Annotated in this window: 16 protein-coding genes and 1 pseudogene; 12 read left to right on the top strand and 5 right to left on the bottom strand. The window is 65.4% G+C overall.

The window, feature by feature from the left end; all coding sequences use genetic code 11:
* The coding region (locus AWB66_RS33880) for a hypothetical protein (protein ID WP_200819115.1) at positions 1–516 on the bottom strand (516 nt) is incomplete at its 3' end.
* Here AWB66_RS33880 and AWB66_RS30870 point away from each other — a divergent pair.
* The 11 genes from AWB66_RS30870 (at position 401) to AWB66_RS30820 (ending at position 11,859) form a co-directional block, all read left to right on the top strand.
* A complete protein-coding gene (locus AWB66_RS30870) occupies positions 401–1,480 on the top strand; it encodes a DUF3443 family protein (protein ID WP_087633807.1) in 1,080 nt (359 codons plus the stop codon). The two genes, AWB66_RS33880 and AWB66_RS30870, sit on opposite strands and share 116 nt — an antisense overlap.
* Before the next feature lie 97 nt (positions 1,481–1,577).
* The gene (locus AWB66_RS30865) at positions 1,578–1,910 is read left to right on the top strand and encodes a thioredoxin family protein (protein WP_200819114.1); all 333 of its coding nucleotides are present in this window, start codon (positions 1,578–1,580) and stop codon (positions 1,908–1,910) included.
* A gap of 105 nt (positions 1,911–2,015) precedes the next feature.
* Positions 2,016–2,720, top strand: a complete 705-nt coding sequence (locus tag AWB66_RS30860) for a FadR/GntR family transcriptional regulator (RefSeq protein ID WP_087633805.1) — start codon at positions 2,016–2,018, stop codon at positions 2,718–2,720.
* Between the two features lie 24 nt (positions 2,721–2,744).
* Positions 2,745–3,641, top strand: coding sequence for an L-threonate dehydrogenase (gene ltnD / locus AWB66_RS30855; protein ID WP_087633804.1), 897 nt, complete (start codon positions 2,745–2,747; stop codon positions 3,639–3,641).
* On the top strand, positions 3,638–4,921 hold the full coding sequence (otnK, locus tag AWB66_RS30850; RefSeq protein ID WP_087633803.1) for a 3-oxo-tetronate kinase: 1,284 nt from the start codon (positions 3,638–3,640) through the stop codon (positions 4,919–4,921). Before ltnD ends, otnK begins: the two co-directional genes overlap by 4 nt.
* A 2-nt stretch (positions 4,922–4,923) precedes the next feature.
* A complete protein-coding gene (gene otnC / locus AWB66_RS30845; RefSeq protein WP_087633802.1) occupies positions 4,924–5,565 on the top strand; it encodes a 3-oxo-tetronate 4-phosphate decarboxylase in 642 nt (213 codons plus the stop codon).
* Between the two features lie 37 nt (positions 5,566–5,602).
* Positions 5,603–6,940, top strand: coding sequence for an MFS transporter (locus AWB66_RS30840; protein WP_087633801.1), 1,338 nt, complete (start codon positions 5,603–5,605; stop codon positions 6,938–6,940).
* 28 nt (positions 6,941–6,968) lie between these two features.
* Positions 6,969–7,766, top strand: a complete 798-nt coding sequence (otnI, locus tag AWB66_RS30835) for a 2-oxo-tetronate isomerase (protein ID WP_087633800.1) — start codon at positions 6,969–6,971, stop codon at positions 7,764–7,766.
* 8 nt (positions 7,767–7,774) lie between these two features.
* On the top strand, positions 7,775–8,734 hold the full coding sequence (gene denD / locus AWB66_RS30830) for a D-erythronate dehydrogenase (protein ID WP_087633799.1): 960 nt from the start codon (positions 7,775–7,777) through the stop codon (positions 8,732–8,734).
* Positions 8,735–8,959: 225 nt separating this feature from the next.
* Entirely contained in the window at positions 8,960–10,039 is a 1,080-nt protein-coding gene (locus tag AWB66_RS30825; protein WP_087633811.1) for a DedA family protein/thiosulfate sulfurtransferase GlpE, read from the top strand.
* Positions 10,040–10,128: 89 nt separating this feature from the next.
* Positions 10,129–11,859, top strand: coding sequence for an FAD-dependent oxidoreductase (locus tag AWB66_RS30820; RefSeq protein WP_087633810.1), 1,731 nt, complete (start codon positions 10,129–10,131; stop codon positions 11,857–11,859).
* 49 nt (positions 11,860–11,908) lie between these two features.
* Here AWB66_RS30820 and AWB66_RS30815 read toward each other — a convergent pair whose 3' ends face one another.
* The 3 genes from AWB66_RS30815 to AWB66_RS30805 are packed head-to-tail and all read right to left on the bottom strand — an operon-like array spanning position 11,909 to position 14,227.
* On the bottom strand, positions 11,909–12,298 hold the full coding sequence (locus tag AWB66_RS30815; protein WP_087633798.1) for a tautomerase family protein: 390 nt from the start codon (positions 12,296–12,298) through the stop codon (positions 11,909–11,911).
* A 51-nt stretch (positions 12,299–12,349) separates the two neighbouring features.
* The gene (locus AWB66_RS30810; RefSeq protein ID WP_087633797.1) at positions 12,350–12,766 is read right to left on the bottom strand and encodes a MarR family winged helix-turn-helix transcriptional regulator; all 417 of its coding nucleotides are present in this window, start codon (positions 12,764–12,766) and stop codon (positions 12,350–12,352) included.
* Positions 12,767–12,817: 51 nt separating this feature from the next.
* Positions 12,818–14,227, bottom strand: coding sequence for an aminotransferase-like domain-containing protein (locus tag AWB66_RS30805; RefSeq protein WP_087633809.1), 1,410 nt, complete (start codon positions 14,225–14,227; stop codon positions 12,818–12,820).
* Positions 14,228–14,372: 145 nt separating this feature from the next.
* Between AWB66_RS30805 and AWB66_RS30800 the strand changes: the two genes are divergently transcribed.
* On the top strand, positions 14,373–14,687 hold the full coding sequence (locus AWB66_RS30800) for a DUF2917 domain-containing protein (RefSeq protein ID WP_087633808.1): 315 nt from the start codon (positions 14,373–14,375) through the stop codon (positions 14,685–14,687).
* Between the two features lie 44 nt (positions 14,688–14,731).
* On the opposite strand, the pseudogene AWB66_RS34730 reads toward AWB66_RS30800, so the two are convergent.
* A pseudogene (locus AWB66_RS34730) lies at positions 14,732–14,940 on the bottom strand (IS4 family transposase); the annotation flags it as partial.

The following is a 14,940-nucleotide window of genomic DNA, read 5'->3' as shown; positions in this document are numbered from 1 at the left end:
GACCACGACTACGACGGGTGGCCCGAACACGACCGGCGGCCCGACCACGACTACGACGGGTGGCCCGAACACGACCGGTGGCCCGACCACGACCACGACGGGTGGCCCGAACACGACCGGCGGCCCGACCACGACCACAACGGGCGGCCCGACCACGACTACGACGGGTGGCCCGAACACGACCGGCGGCCCGACCACGACCACAACGGGTGGCCCGACCAGCACGAGCGGCACGAGCGGCACGACCACAACGAGTGGCACGACGCCCACGAAAGGTGACCCGACCGCGACCGGTGGCACGCCCACCACCGGCACCGGCACCGGCACCGGCACCGGCACCGGCACCGGCACCGGCACAACCACCCCCGCCCCCACCGATTCGAACACCGTCCCTGTCGTCGTGAAGAACTCCGCGGGCGAGTACGCGAACTTCCCGCAGGTCAGCGTGACGCTGTGCCCGCCGGGCGCGACGGGTTCGTCCCAGTGCGTGACGATCGACAAAATGCTGCTCGACACCGGCTCCTACGGGGTGCGAGTCGTGGCCTCGGCGCTCGGTTCGGCGCTCACGCAGAGTCTGCCCGCGCAAACGGGCGCAGTCGGCGATTCGACCTCCACGGCGCCCATCGCCGAATGCACGCTGTTCGCATCGGGCTACACGTGGGGCGCGATCAAGCTCGCCGACGTGAAGATCGGCGACAAGAAGGCCGCGAGCCTGCCGATCCAGGTCATGGGCGACGGCGGCTTTGCCACGCCTTCGGACTGCTCGTCGCGAGGCGGCCAGGACCTGAGTTCGGTGGCGCAGCTTGGGGCGAACGGCATCCTCGGCGTGGGACCGTTGCCGCAGGATTACCCGCCCGCCGCCACGCAGGTGTTGCCGGCAACCTATTACATGTGCCCGACGTCGTCGGGATGCGTGAATGCCAGCGTGCCGCTCGGCAAGCAGGTGGCGAACCCGGTGTCCGCATTCGCCACCGACAACAACGGCATCGTCGTCCAGTTGCCGGCGGTCGACGCTGGCGGCTCACCGACCGTGACGGGCCAGCTCATCTTCGGCGTCGGCACGCGAGCAAACAATACGCTCGCGTCCGGAGCGAACATCGCGCCGCTTTCAGCCAATGCCCGGCTGACGACGACCTACGGCACGACGCGCTATACGAACAGCTTTATCGACACCGGCTCGAACGGCATCTTCTTCCCTGATTCGACGATCGCCCAGTACAACTCGTGGTACACCCCCGGGGCACCGTTGGCACTGAACGCGTCGATTTCGTCGACGGGCAGCGCGACGATTCCCGTGTCGTTCTCTGTCGCCAATGCGCTTACGCTGTTGTCGAGCGGCAATGCAGCGTTAGGCAATATCGCTGCCTATTCTTCCGGTGTCTTCGCATGGGGCTTGCCGTTCTTCTATGGCCGCAGCGTGTTCATCGTCATGAAAGGCTCGACCGCCAATGCGCAGCCGGGTCCGTTCATCGCCTTCTGAGGCGCCTTGACGCCCGCTTGCCGGCCGAGCCGGTGAGCGGGCAGGATTTCTGCTGTAATGGCCGGCAATACCCGATCGAAGGATATTCGACATGGCCATGACCACACACTACGCAACCTCCGAGCCGCCGCGCGCCGACATCGACGACCTCGCCGGCCCGACCGTCGTCGAATTCGGCACCGGCTGGTGCGGTTTCTGCCGCGCGGCGCAACCGCTGATCGCGCAGGCTTTCCACGATCATCCCGACGTGCGCCATCTGAAAATCGAGGATGGCAGCGGCCGCCCGCTCGGCCGCTCGTTCCGGGTCAAACTCTGGCCGACGCTCGTCTTCATGCTCGACGGAAAGGAAGTCGCGCGCCTCGTGCGTCCCGGCGACGCGTCCGAAATCCGCGACGCGCTCTCGCTCATCGACGAACCGCTCTCCCACTGACCGACGCCGCGCTCCTTCAAAAGGCGTAAGGGTTATCTCGAATACGCCGCCGGAGGTTCAAACTTGTATGATGACCCGATCACCTAACAAACGACGGCGCATCGCATGTTCGAGAAAATCCCGGCGCGGGCGCTGAGCGACACGGTCGCGCAGCAACTGCAAAAGCAGATCGAAAAAGGCAGCTTCGTCAAAAGCGGCAAGCTGCCGACCGAAGCCGTGCTCGCGCAGGAGTTCGGCGTAAGCCGAACCGTGATCCGCGAGGCGATCTCGCGCCTGAAGAACGAAGGCATGGTCGAGCCGCGTCAAGGCAGCGGCGTGTTCGTCGTGGAGCGCGCGGGCATCCGGCCGCTGCGCATCGACTACGCGCAGGCCGTCGAGCCGGGCTCCGTCGTGCAGATCCTCGCGCTGCGGCGCGCCATCGAGGCGGAAGTGGCGTCCGAAGCCGCAATGCGCCGCACCGACACGCAGATGGCCGCCATCGACGCCGCGCTCACGAAGATCGAAGCGGCCGTCGCGGACGGCGAGGACGGCGTCGCGGAAGACGTCGCGTTCCACCGCGCGATCGCGAACGCCACGGGCAACCCTTACTTCCTGAAAACGCTCACCTTCCTGAATCAGTACCTGGAAGCCGGCACGATCGTCACACGCAAGAACGAAGCGCTGCGCGAGGATTTCTCGCGGCAGGTCAAGGAAGAGCACGCGGCCATCGCCGCCGCGATCCGCGCAGGCGATCCGATGGCGGCGCGCAATGCCGCCCAGACCCATCTCTACAACGCCGCTCGCCGCCTGGCCGAAGCCGGCATCCGCTAACGCTCGATCAACAAGAGAAACGACATGTCCAGAAATGTAGGAGTCATCGGCCTGGGCGCAATGGGCCTGGGCGTCGCGCGCTCGCTGTTGCGCGCCGGTTTCGCGGTCCACGCGTGCGACGTCCGCGCGCAGGTGCTCGAAGCGCTCGCGGCCGAAGGCGGCATCGCGTGCGCGACGCCCGCCGAACTCGGCGGCAAGTGCGACGTGGTCGTGACCGTCGTCGTCAACGCGGCGCAGACGGAGACCGTGCTGTTCGGCGAGTCCGGCGCGGTGTCGTCGATGAAACCGGGCGGCGTGATTCTCGCCTGCGCGACGGTGTCGCCGGCGTTCGCGATCGACCTCGGCAAACGCGTCGAAGCCGCCGGCCTGCAACTGCTCGACGCGCCGCTGTCCGGCGGCGCGGCGCGCGCGGCGTCGGGCGAAATGACGATGATGACGTCCGGCCCGGCCGCCGCGTACGCCGCGTGCGAGGACGTGCTCGACGCCATCGCGGGCAAGGTCTACCGCCTCGGCGACGCGCACGGCGCGGGCTCGAAGGTGAAGATCATCAACCAGCTGCTTGCGGGCGTGCACATCGCGGCCGCTGCCGAAGCGATGGCGCTCGGCCTGCGCGAAGGCGTCGATCCGGACGCGCTCTACGACGTCATCACGCACAGCGCGGGCAACTCGTGGATGTTCGAGAACCGCGTGCCGCACATCCTCGCGGGCGACTACACGCCGCTTTCCGCCGTCGATATCTTCGTGAAGGACCTGGGACTCGTGCTCGATACCGCGCGCACGTCGAAATTCCCGTTGCCGCTGTCGGCGGCGGCGCATCAGATGTTCATGATGGCGTCGACGGCCGGCCACGGCGGCGAGGACGATTCCGCCGTCATCAAGATTTTCCCGGGCATCGACGTTCCGAAGGGAGATAAAAAATGACGAAAGCGCTGCTAGGCTGTATCGCCGACGATTTCACCGGCGCCACCGATCTCGCCAACATGCTCGTGCGCGGCGGCATGCGCACGGTGCAGACGATCGGCGTGCCTTCTGGCGCGGCGGGCACCGAAATCGAAGCCGACGCGCTCGTCGTCGCGTTGAAATCGCGGACGATTGCCGCCGATGAAGCGGTCGCGCAATCGCTCGAAGCGCTCGAATGGCTGCGCGCGCAGGGCTGCACGCAGTTTCTCTTCAAATACTGCTCGACCTTCGATTCCACCGAGAAGGGCAACATCGGCCCGGTCGCGGACGCGCTGCTCGACGCGCTGAAGGACGATTTCACGATCGCCTGCCCGGCGTTTCCGGAAAACGGCCGCACGATCTTTCGCGGCAACCTGTTCGTCGGCGACGTGCTGCTGAACGAGTCGGGCATGGAGAACCATCCGCTCACGCCGATGACCGATCCGAACCTCGTGCGCGTATTGCAGCGTCAGACGAAGTCGAAAGTCGGGCTGATCCGCTACGACACGATCGCGAAGGGCGCCGACGCCGTGCGCGAAAAGATCGCGGCGCTGCGCGCGGAAGGCGTGCGTCTCGCCATCGCGGACGCCGTGTCCGACGCCGATCTCTACGTGCTGGGCGAAGCGTGTTCGGACTTGAAGCTCATCACGGGCGGTTCGGGCATCGCGCTCGGCTTGCCGAAGAACTTCGGCCAGCTCGCCGACGCCGCTCACGCCAGCGACCTGCCGAGAATCGAAGGCAAGTCGGTCGTGCTGGCGGGCAGCGCATCGAAGGCGACCAACGCGCAGGTCGCGGAATGGCTCGCGTCGAAGCCGGGCTTTCGCATCGATCCGATGGCGCTTTCGCGCGGCGAGCCGGTCGTCGATCAGGCGATCGCGTTCGCGAAACAGCACGGCGATCAACCCGTGCTGATCTACGCGACCTCTTCGCCCGACGAAGTGAAGGCGGTGCAAAAGGAACTGGGCGTCGAAAAGGCGGGGCATCTGGTCGAAGCGGCGCTCGCGTCGATTGCGCGCGGCTTGCGCGAACTCGGCTACGCCAAGTTCGTCGTCGCGGGCGGCGAGACGTCGGGCTCGGTCGTGCAGGCGCTCGATGTCCGCTCGCTGCGCATCGGACCGCAAATCGACCCGGGCGTGCCGGCGACGCAATCCATCGGCGCAAGCAGGCAGGAAGCGCCGCTCGCGCTCGCGCTGAAGTCAGGCAATTTCGGCACCGTCGACTTTTTCGCGAAGGCGCTGAAGGCGCTCGACGGAGGCGCGTGAGCATGGCCGACCACGAAAACCGCATCCGCGAGGAAATCTGCGTGACGGGCGCGAGCCTGTATCAGCGCGGCTATACGGTCGGCAGCGCGGGCAACATCAGCGCGCGTCTCGACGACGGCTGGCTCATCACCCCGACCGACGTCTGCCTCGGGCGCCTCGATCCCGCAGAAATCGCCAAGGTCGATCACGCGGGCAATCACGTGTCGGGCGCGCGGCCCTCGAAGACGCTCGCGCTGCATCGGCGGATCTACGAGAACAACGCCGAGGCGCGCGGCGTCGTCCATACGCATTCGACGCATCTCGTCGCGCTGACGCTCGCGGGCGTCTGGCGCGAAAGCGACGTGCTGCCGCCGATCACGCCGTATTACGTGATGAAGGTCGGCCACGTGCCGCTCATCCGCTACCGCAAGCCGGGCGATCCGGCCGTCGCGGAAGAAGTCGCGGCGCTCGCATCGAAGGTGCGCGGCGTCTTGCTGGAACGGCTCGGGCCGGTCGTCTGGGAGCGATCGGTGTCGCAGGCGTCCTACGCGCTCGAAGAGCTGGAAGAAACCGCGCGGCTGTGGCTCATGTCCACGCCGCGTCCCGAGCCGCTCGAAGAAGCGGCCATCGAAGACCTGCGCGCCACCTTCAACGCGCGCTGGTAAGTCACGCGTCACGATTTCTTTCCTGGAGACACACCCGATGAGCCTTGACCAAGCGCTGCCGCGAGGCACGCGCGCGACCGACGTCGCGCTGCCCGACGCCGAAGAGACCAAACGCACTTACTCGAAAGTGTTCTGGCGCATCGTGCCGTTCCTGATGCTGTGCTACGTGGTCGCCTATCTGGACCGCGTGAACGTCGGCTTTGCGAAGCTGCAGATGTCGCAGGACCTCGCGTTCAGCGAAACGGTGTTCGGCCTCGGCGCCGGCATCTTCTTCCTCGGCTACTTCCTGTTCGAATTGCCGAGCAACATGCTGATGCACAAGATCGGCGCGCGTATCTGGATCGCGCGGATCATGATCACGTGGGGCCTGCTTTCGGCCGCGTTCGTGTTCGTCCAGACGCCGACGCAGTTCTACGTGCTGCGCTTTCTGCTCGGGCTTGCCGAAGCGGGCTTTTATCCGGGCGTGATTCTCTATCTCACGTACTGGTTCCCGTCGCATCGGCGCGCGAAGATCGTCGCGGTGTTCATGTCGGCGATTCCGGTGTCGGGCATTTTCGGCAATCCGCTCTCGGGCTGGATCATGCAGTCGTTCGCGGGCCACAAGGGTTTTGCCGGCTGGCAGTGGATGTTCCTGATCGAGGCGATTCCGGCCGTGCTCGTTGGCATCGCGACAATCCTCTATCTCGACAACAACATCCGCAGCGCGAAATGGCTGACGGAGCGCGAAAAGCGCCTGCTCGAAGACGAAATCGCCGCGCAGCCGCAACACGCCGACGACGGCAAGAAACACTCGCTCGCCGCCGTTTTCGCCGACAAGCGCATGTGGTGGATGTCGCTGATCTATTTTGCGTTCGTGACCGGCCAGTACGGCCTGACGTTCTGGATGCCGACCTTCATCAAGTCGACGGGCGTCTCGGGCGCATTCAACATCGGCTTGCTCTCCGCGATTCCGTTTCTCGTCGCGATCGTTGTGATGAACGTGCTCGGCCACAGCGCCGACAAGCATCGCGAGCGCCGCTGGCATCTGATCGTGCCGGCGCTGGCGGCGGCGGTCGGCTTTTCGATCGCGGCTTCGTTCGCGGGCAACACGGTGGTGTCGATCATCGCGCTGTCGCTCGCAGCGGCGGGCGTGCTGACTTGCGCGCCGCTCTTCTGGTCGCTGCCGACGGCGTTCATGTCGGGCGCGGCCGCCGCTGCCGGCATCGCGATCATCAACTCGATCGGCAATCTGGCCGGTTTCGCGAGCCCGTACATGATCGGCTACCTGAAGGACTTGACGCACAGCACCGCTACCGGCATGTACGTGCTCGCGGGTATGCTGGTGATCGGCGCGATCGCCGTTTTCCTGACGCCCGCGAAGCTGGTGAATCGCTGAGCGCAGCCCAACCCAACCAGGAGATGCAATGCCCCGCTTGGCCGCCAATCTCACGATGATGTACAACGAGCACGCGTTTCTCGACCGTTTCGCCGCCGCGGCGAAAGACGGCTTCAAGGGCGTCGAGTTCCTGTTCCCCTACGAATTCCCCGCCGCCGACATCCGCGCGCGCCTCGACGAACACGGCCTCACGCAAGCGCTTTTCAACGCGCCGCCCGGCGACTGGGCGGCGGGCGAGCGCGGGATCGCGTCGCTGCCGGGCCGCGAGGACGAGTTCCGCGCGAGCGTCGAAAAGGGACTCGAATACGCCGCCGTGCTCGGCAACCAGAAGCTGCACGTCATGGCCGGCCTCATCGCGCCGGAGCAATCGCGCGAGCAGCATCGCGCGGTCTATCTGAAGAATCTGGAATTCGCCGCGAAGGCCGCGCAGTCGGCGGGAATCGGCGTCGTGATCGAGCCGATCAACACGCGCGACATTCCCGGCTTCTTCCTGAATCGCCAGGACGACGCGCAGTCGATCTGCGACGAAGTCGGCGCGCCGAACCTGCAGGTGCAGTTCGACCTGTATCACTGCCAGATCGTCGAAGGCGATCTCGCGGTGAAGTTGAAGCGCGACATGAAGCGGCCGAACGCGGGCATCGGCCATATCCAGGTGGCGGGCGTGCCGGAGCGGCACGAGCCGGACATCGGCGAGGTGAACTACCCGTACCTGTTCGACCTGATCGATTCGCTCGGCTACGACGGCTGGATCGGCTGCGAATACCGTCCGCGCGCCGGCACCTCCGAAGGCCTCGGCTGGGCCAAACCGTACCTCCAAAATACCTGAACACGATCATGAAAATCCTGATTACCGGCGGCGCCGGCTTCCTCGGACAGCGTCTCGCGCGCCGTCTTCTCGAACGCGGCGAACTGAACGGCACGCCGATCACGGAACTCGTGCTGCTCGACGTGGTACGTCCCGCCGATTTCGGCGATAAGCGCGTTCGCGCCGAAACCGGCGACATCGCGGATCGCGCCGTGCTGGAGCGCGCCATCGACACCGACACGCAAGCCATCTTCCACCTTGCCGCGATCGTGAGCGGCCAGGCGGAAGCCGATTTCGAACTCGGCATGCGCATCAATCTGGACGCGTCGCGCCTGCTGCTCGACGTGTGCCGCGCGCGCGGCCACGCGCCGCGCGTGCTCTTCACGAGTTCGGTCGCGGTCTACGGCGGCACGCTGCCCGACGTCGTGCAGGACGACACCGCGCTCAATCCGCAATCGTCGTATGGAACGCAAAAGGCGATCGCGGAACTGCTGCTGTCGGATTACTCGCGGCGCGGCTTCGTCGATGGCCGCGTGCTGCGCCTGCCGACGATCAGCGTGCGGCCGGGCAAGCCGAACGCGGCGGCGTCGTCGTTTGCGAGCGGGATCATCCGCGAGCCGCTGAACGGCGAGCGCGCCGTCTGCCCGGTCGACGGCAAGACGCGTCTGTGGCTCTTGTCACCGAAAAGCGCGATCGAAATCCTGATCGCGGGCCTCGAAATCGACCGCGCGGCGTTCGGCAACCGGCCGGTCGTGAATATGCCGGGGCTGTCGGTGAGCGTCGACGAAATGGTCGCCGCGCTGCGCGAAGTCGCGGGCGACGAAGCGGTCGCGCGCATCGACTGGCAGCCGGAGGAGCGTATCGAGAAGATCGTCGGAAGCTGGCCGGGCGCGTGGGACACCGCGCGCGCGACGCAACTCGGCCTGCAAGGCGACAAGAATTTCGCGGATGTGATCCGGGCGTATATCGCCGACGAACGTCCTCAGTAAGCTTTCACTCCACACGGCGCCGCCGTCCGCGCGGCGCCGATCCCCCCATCCGGGCGGGCGACCGTTTTATTAATCCGCGCTACACTCATCTCTTTAATGTGACGAAGCCGGCTCGGAGCCAGTCTGCATCGGCGCGTGAGGTCGATCCGCGTTTTCGCACATATCCCAAATAGTTCCTTTCGTCATCCTTGGCAGACGCCATTTCGCGTGCGGGAGACTTCCATGCTGCTGCATGACCTCGTCGATCGGTTCGGCCCGGCGATCGTCTTCGTCAACGTAATGGGCGCGGCGCTCGGGCTGCCCGTGCCCGCGATGCCGACGCTGATCGTCGTCGGCGCGTCCGTCGAGGTGATGTCGCTGCACGGCGGCGGCGTGATGCTGCCGCTGCTCGGCATGCTGGCGCTCGCGGTGGCGGGCGGCGTGCTCGGCGATCTCGTCTGGTTCCAGGGCGGCCGGCGCTACGGCGACCGCACGCTCAAGACGATCTGCAAGCTTTCGCTGTCGCGCGATACCTGCGTCAAGAAGACCGAGCGCTTTTTCGGCCGCTGGGGCGTGCGCGTGCTGCTCGTCGCGAAATTCATTCCGGGGCTCTCGCTCGTCTCCGTGCCGCTCGCGGGCGCGATGGGCGTGCGTCTGCGCAGCTTCATCGCGCACGACGGCGCCGGCATCGCGCTGTGGGCCGCCCTCGGGCTCGCGCTCGGCGTCGTGTTCGCGGCGGAACTCGAAATGCTGTTCGCGTTGATCGCGCGGCTCGGCCGGCAGGCGATCATGGTCGTCGCGATTGCGCTCGCGGCGTACATCGCCTACCGCTGGTGGCGTCGGCGCGCGCTGATGGCGACGCTGGAGGCGGCGCGCCTGTCCGTCGACGAGCTCTATGCGCTGATGAACGACCGGCCGCTGCCGACCATCTTCGATATCCGTTCGCGCGAAAAGCGCATGCTCGATCCGTTCGTGATTCCCGGCTCGGTGTTCGCGGACGAACGCGAATTGCAAAAGATCATCGCGGAATACGATCCGGCGCAGAAGATCGTCATCTATTGCTCGTGCCCGAACGAGGTGTCGGCGGCGTGGATGGCGAAGACGCTGCGCAACGCGGGTTTCCGCGACGTCGTGCCGCTCACCGGCGGACTCGATGCCTGGCGGCTCGCCGGCTTCGAAGTTTCGCGGCTGACCGAATTCGGCGAAGACCCGGTGATGACCGACGACGTCGGCGAAATGGCCGCGATGTGCCCGTGGCCGGTGAAGTCGGCGGGCCATGCCGCATCCTTGCAAGAAGCTGGTTTTCCACATGGAGATCGCGCATGAGTACAGGTATGGGCGAGCCGTCGACACCGTTTCAACCCGGCGTGATGGCGTGGAGCCCGCGCGCCACGCCGCAGGAAGATCCGAACGTGATGCCGACGGGCGTCGGCTCTGCGCCCGCCGCGAGCGGAGGCGAGGACGCGCCGTTCTCGCCGCTGCAGACGCGCGCGCACCAGATGTTCCCGACGCTCTCCGACAGCGAAGTCGAGCGCATGCGCCGCTTCGGCACGGTCGAGCGCTGGCGGGCCGGCGACACGATGTTCCGCATGGGCGACGTCGGGCGCGGCATGGTGGTCGTGCTGTCGGGGCGCGTGCGGATCAACCGGCGCGATGCGCTCGGCAACGTGCACCTGATCATCGACCAGACGCCGGGCCACTTTCTCGCGGAGATCGCGCAACTGTCGGGCAAGCCGTGTCTCGTCGACGGTTACGCGCTGGAAGACGTCGAAGGCATCGTGATTCCGCCGGAACGGCTGCGGGCGCTGATCATCGCTGAAGCGGAACTTGGCGAGCGCATCATGCGCGCGCTGATCCTGCGGCGCGTCGGGCTGATCGAAAAGGGCAGCGGGCCGGTGCTGCTCGGGAAGTCCGACGACGGCAAGCTCGTCGCGCTGCAAGGGTTCCTGCGCCGCAACGGCTATCCGCACACGGTGATCGACGCCTGCGCCGATCCCGACGCGATCGCGCTGCTCGAACGCATTTCGGCGTCGAAGGCGGATTTTCCGTTGGTGATTTGCCCCGACGGCACGGTGCTGCGCTCGCCCGACGAAAACCAGGTCGCGACACAACTCGGCTGGCTGCCCGAATTCGACGAGGCGCATATCTACGATGTCGCGGTCGTCGGCGCGGGGCCGGCGGGACTGGCGACGGCGGTGTACGCGGCGTCGGAAGGGCTCTCGGTCGCGGTGTTCGACTGCCGCGCGCCGGGCGGACAGGCGGGCGCCAGTTCACGCATCGAAAATTATCTCGGCTTTCCGACCGGCATCTCCGGACAGGCGCTCGCGGGGCGCGCGTTCGTGCAGGCGCAGAAGTTCGGCGCCCACATCGCGATTCCGTGCGAAATCAAGGCGCTGCATTGCGACCGCTCGCCGATCCAGGTCGAGCTCGCGAGCGGCACGGTCGTCTCGACGCGCACGGTGGTGATCGCGAGCGGCGCGGCGTACCGGCGGCCCGCCATCGACGGGCTCGAACGCTTCGAAGGGCGCGGCACGTACTACTGGGCGTCGCCCGTGGAAGCGAAGCTCTGCAAGGACGCGGACGTGGTGCTCGTCGGCGGCGGCAATTCGGCGGGGCAGGCCGCGGTGTATCTCGCGTCGCATTGCGCGCACGTGCACATCCTTCTTCGCAACCGGGGACTGGCGGCGAGCATGTCGCGCTATCTCGTCGACCGCATTGCGTCGCTGCCGAACGTGACGGTGCATACGCGCACGGAAATCTCGTCGCTCGACGGCGACGAACGCGGACTCACGACGGTCAATTGCAAGAGCGCCGAGGGGCCGGTCACGTTTGCGGCGCGGCATCTCTTTCTCTTCACCGGCGCCGATCCGAATACCTCGTGGCTCGGCGGCTGCAACGTGAGCGTCGACGACAAGGGTTTCGTGTTGACCGGGCCGGAAGCGCACGAAGGGCAGGCGCCGGGCGCGCCGGGACTGGAGACGAGCGTGCCGGGCGTCTTCGCCATCGGCGACGTGCGATCGGCATCGACGAAACGCGTCGCGGCCGCGGTCGGAGAGGGCGCGGCGGTGGTCGCGCAGATTCACGGGCTGCTGGCGGTTCAGCAGGAACTTGCGGTCGGAGCGGGGTGCAGCGCGCGGCGGGGGTAATCGCCTGGCGTTTCCATGAGCGCCCCGCGTTTGCCGGGCGCTCATGCTTTCAATGGTGATAGCGGTATTCCTGCGTATAGCCGCCGTAACCGTATGACGCTGCTCGCACGTCCTGCACGTAGATGTAGCTCTCCTCATGCAGATTCCCTAGGATGCGCTCGAAGCCTTCGAATGCTTCCTTGATATAGCGTGCCTTTTCGTCCTTGGTATTCGTTTCGTCGGTGATCTTGATGTCGAAGTAGAAGCTGTTCTTGTTCTGCTCGCTCAACAGCTTGCCGCCGACGACCCAGCTATCGCGATCCACGAAGTCGATCGCGATGGCCGTCACTTCGCGCTTCTTCCCGAGTATGCGCGTGGTGAGATCGAGCAGCAGATCCGATATTTCGTGCGTCAGTTCGGGTGTCTTCTTCGCGCTGACTTTCACATTGAGAATAGGCATGACAGGCTCCTTGGCGATGTAGTTAGCTATGCAACTATATGAACAAAAAAATCAGTCGATCAGCGAGCGGATATTTTTCAACTTCGATACCGAGTCTTCGAAATGGGCGGCACCGAGTTTTTTCCTCAGGCGTTTGGTGACTTCGGCGCTTGCCGCATTCAGGCCATCCTTCATCGATTCGCCGAGCGCGGTGGGATGAATGGCGGATTCGCGGCCGTCACGATCCGTCGACCAGCGTTCGATCAACGCGAGCTTCTGCAACCCATCGAGCGAACGCGTGGCGGTCGGGCGTGAAATGGCGAGCCCCGCCGCGAGCTCGCTTTGCAGCAAGCCCGGCTTGTCCAGAATCGCGCGTAGCATGAAGCCTTGCGACGGCGTCAGGCGGAACGGCTTGAACGCCTTCGTCCACTCGCGTTCGAGAACGCGAGCCAGGGCGGTGGTGTTGAAGTAGAGGCATTGATCGAACATGAAAGTCAGCTTAGTGCAAAGTGATTTGCTATGCAACTAGTTTTGATCGGCTCATCGCGAACCTCGTTCGCCCATGTGCTCGAAGAATCGCACGGCGCGTGCGTCGCCGGTATGCGCCGAATTGATCCGCACCCACGCGCAGGTCTCGCCGTTCGGGCGATAGTAGTTGCCCGGCGCAAGCGTCACGCCGAACCTAAGCGCTTCGTCGACGAGCACCGTCGAATCGTCGATGCCCGGCACCTTCGCCCAGATGAGATTTCCGCCGCTCGGTTCGTCGAACACGTCCCAGCCGCACGACTCTAGCTGCTGCACGGCGCCGGATAGCGCATCGCGCACGCGCCGGCGCAGGCGTTCGAGATACTTGCGATACGTCCCGCGCTCCAGCAGATGCGCCGCCACGGCTTCGCTGAAGCGCGTGCCGCCAAGGCTCGTCAGCACTTTCACGTCGACGAGATTCTTGACCATCTCCGCGCTCGCCGCGAGATAGCCGATTCGCAGCGATGAGGACAGCGTCTTCGACAATCCGCCGATGTAAATCACGCGATCCAGTTGATCGAGCGATGCGAGGCGTTGCGTGGGCACAGTCTGGAAGTCGGCGTAGATGTCGTCCTCGACGATCGAAAAGCCGTATTGCTGCGCGAGTTGCAGCAGCTTGAACGCCACTTGCGGCGCGACGTTCGTCGCGGTCGGGTTCTGGAAGACCGTGTTGATGAAGAAGAGCTTCGGCTGATGGATCTTGAGCAGTGCCTCGGCCGCTTCGACGTCGGGCCCGGTCGCGAGCCGCGGCACGCCGACGAGCCGCACGCCTTGCAGCTTCAGCAGGCCGAAGAGGTTGTAGTAGCCGGGGTCCTCGACGAACACGGTATCGCCCGCCTTCAGCATGTTGCGCACGACGAGATCGAGCGCCTGGCTCGCGCCGCTCGTGATCATCACGTTCTTCAGGTCGGCGTCGATGCCGAGCAGATGCAGCCGCATCTGCACCTGATGGCGCAGATTCGCGTCGCCGTAGGGCATCGCGTAGTCGATCACGCTCGTCACGTCCATGCGCGACGCGTGGCGCACCGCCTGCGTGATGCCGTCGACATCGCGCCAGGACTCGGGAATGAAGCCGCTGGAAAGTTTGAGCGTCTCGCCGGGATAGTTGAACTGCTGCAGGATCTGGTTCGATTCCTCTTCGGCGAGTCGCGGATCGCAGCGGCCGTTTCCCCGCTCCGCTTCCTCGACATGCCCCGCGACATAGAACCCGGAGCCGTGCTTCGGCTGGATCAGTCCGCGCGACGCGAGCCGGTCATACGCTTCGATCACTGGGAAGCGGCTGATCTTCTGGTCGGCGGCGAGCTGGCGAATCGACGGCAGCTTCGCGCCCGCGAGCATGCGGCGCGAGCGGATTTGCGTTTCGATCTGAGTTACGAGCTGATCGGTCAGCGGAACGCCCGTTTGCGCGTCGATTTCGAATTTCATCATGATTGCCGCCCGCAAGTGTTCGCTTCGTTTGACTGAACAGTTCGGCCAAACTGTTCGGTACTGTGCATTCCCTCCATTCGAACGCATCTCAATAATGTCGTCAAGCGTTCCGTTTCGCGACGCGCTTTTCAGGAGCAGCAAAATGCGTGAAATCCGGATATACGAGCTCGACCGGCGCGATGTGCCGACTGGCTGGTTCATCGACCGTCCCCAAACGCTGAAGGTGACGCACGGCCAACTGTGGGTCACCGTCGAAGGCGAAGCCGACGACCTCTGGCTGCATGCAGGCGAATCGATCGAATTGCAGCCGTACTCGACGATTTGGGTCAGCGCGTCGGAAGAGGGTGGGCGCTTTTCGATGGCGTCGGTATCGGCGCCGCGCAAGGCCTGGCTTGATCGCGCGATCGCGTGGCTGGCGCGCCGGCCGCAGTCGGGCACGCGCGTGATGGCGTCCTGAGGCGAAACAGGCGAAAAAAAACCCGGCGCGAGGCCTAATGCCGTTCAGTTAAGGTCTCGTTTGAGGACACGAACGGTATAACGAAACGGTCGCGATTTGACGGCTCGAGCGCAACTGCGCCCGGGCCGTTTCTCATTGAGGAGCTGCTTGAGCCGCTCGCGCAAGCGGATGAGCAGCGCAGGCAGTTTGCCGTACGAGCGCGTCACGGCTGCCCAGGTCATTTCGTACTGAATGGTATGGAACGCGCGGATGA

Origin of the sequence: Caballeronia telluris (genome assembly GCF_001544495.1) — a bacterium.
GTDB lineage: Bacteria > Pseudomonadota > Gammaproteobacteria > Burkholderiales > Burkholderiaceae > Caballeronia > Caballeronia telluris.
Note: the sequence above shows the minus strand (reverse complement) of the source record. Positions and strands in the feature narration are given on the sequence as shown.

Bases quoted from the DNA above. Each gene is read 5' to 3' on its own strand.
- AWB66_RS30805 (WP_087633809.1), bottom strand. From the start codon at position 14,227: ATGAAATTCGAAATCGACGCGCAAACGGGCGTTCCGCTGACCGATCAG.
- AWB66_RS30820 (WP_087633810.1), top strand. From the start codon at position 10,129: ATGCCGACGGGCGTCGGCTCTGCGCCCGCCGCGAGCGGAGGCGAGGAC.
- ltnD (WP_087633804.1), top strand. From the start codon at position 2,745: ATGTCCAGAAATGTAGGAGTCATCGGCCTGGGCGCAATGGGCCTGGGC.
- AWB66_RS30810 (WP_087633797.1), bottom strand. From the start codon at position 12,766: ATGTTCGATCAATGCCTCTACTTCAACACCACCGCCCTGGCTCGCGTT.
- AWB66_RS30800 (WP_087633808.1), top strand. From the start codon at position 14,373: ATGCGTGAAATCCGGATATACGAGCTCGACCGGCGCGATGTGCCGACT.
- otnK (WP_087633803.1), top strand. From the start codon at position 3,638: ATGACGAAAGCGCTGCTAGGCTGTATCGCCGACGATTTCACCGGCGCC.
- AWB66_RS30865 (WP_200819114.1), top strand. From the start codon at position 1,578: ATGACCACACACTACGCAACCTCCGAGCCGCCGCGCGCCGACATCGAC.
- otnC (WP_087633802.1), top strand. From the start codon at position 4,924: ATGGCCGACCACGAAAACCGCATCCGCGAGGAAATCTGCGTGACGGGC.
- otnI (WP_087633800.1), top strand. From the start codon at position 6,969: ATGCCCCGCTTGGCCGCCAATCTCACGATGATGTACAACGAGCACGCG.
- denD (WP_087633799.1), top strand. From the start codon at position 7,775: ATGAAAATCCTGATTACCGGCGGCGCCGGCTTCCTCGGACAGCGTCTC.
- AWB66_RS30815 (WP_087633798.1), bottom strand. From the start codon at position 12,298: ATGCCTATTCTCAATGTGAAAGTCAGCGCGAAGAAGACACCCGAACTG.
- AWB66_RS30840 (WP_087633801.1), top strand. From the start codon at position 5,603: ATGAGCCTTGACCAAGCGCTGCCGCGAGGCACGCGCGCGACCGACGTC.
- AWB66_RS30860 (WP_087633805.1), top strand. From the start codon at position 2,016: ATGTTCGAGAAAATCCCGGCGCGGGCGCTGAGCGACACGGTCGCGCAG.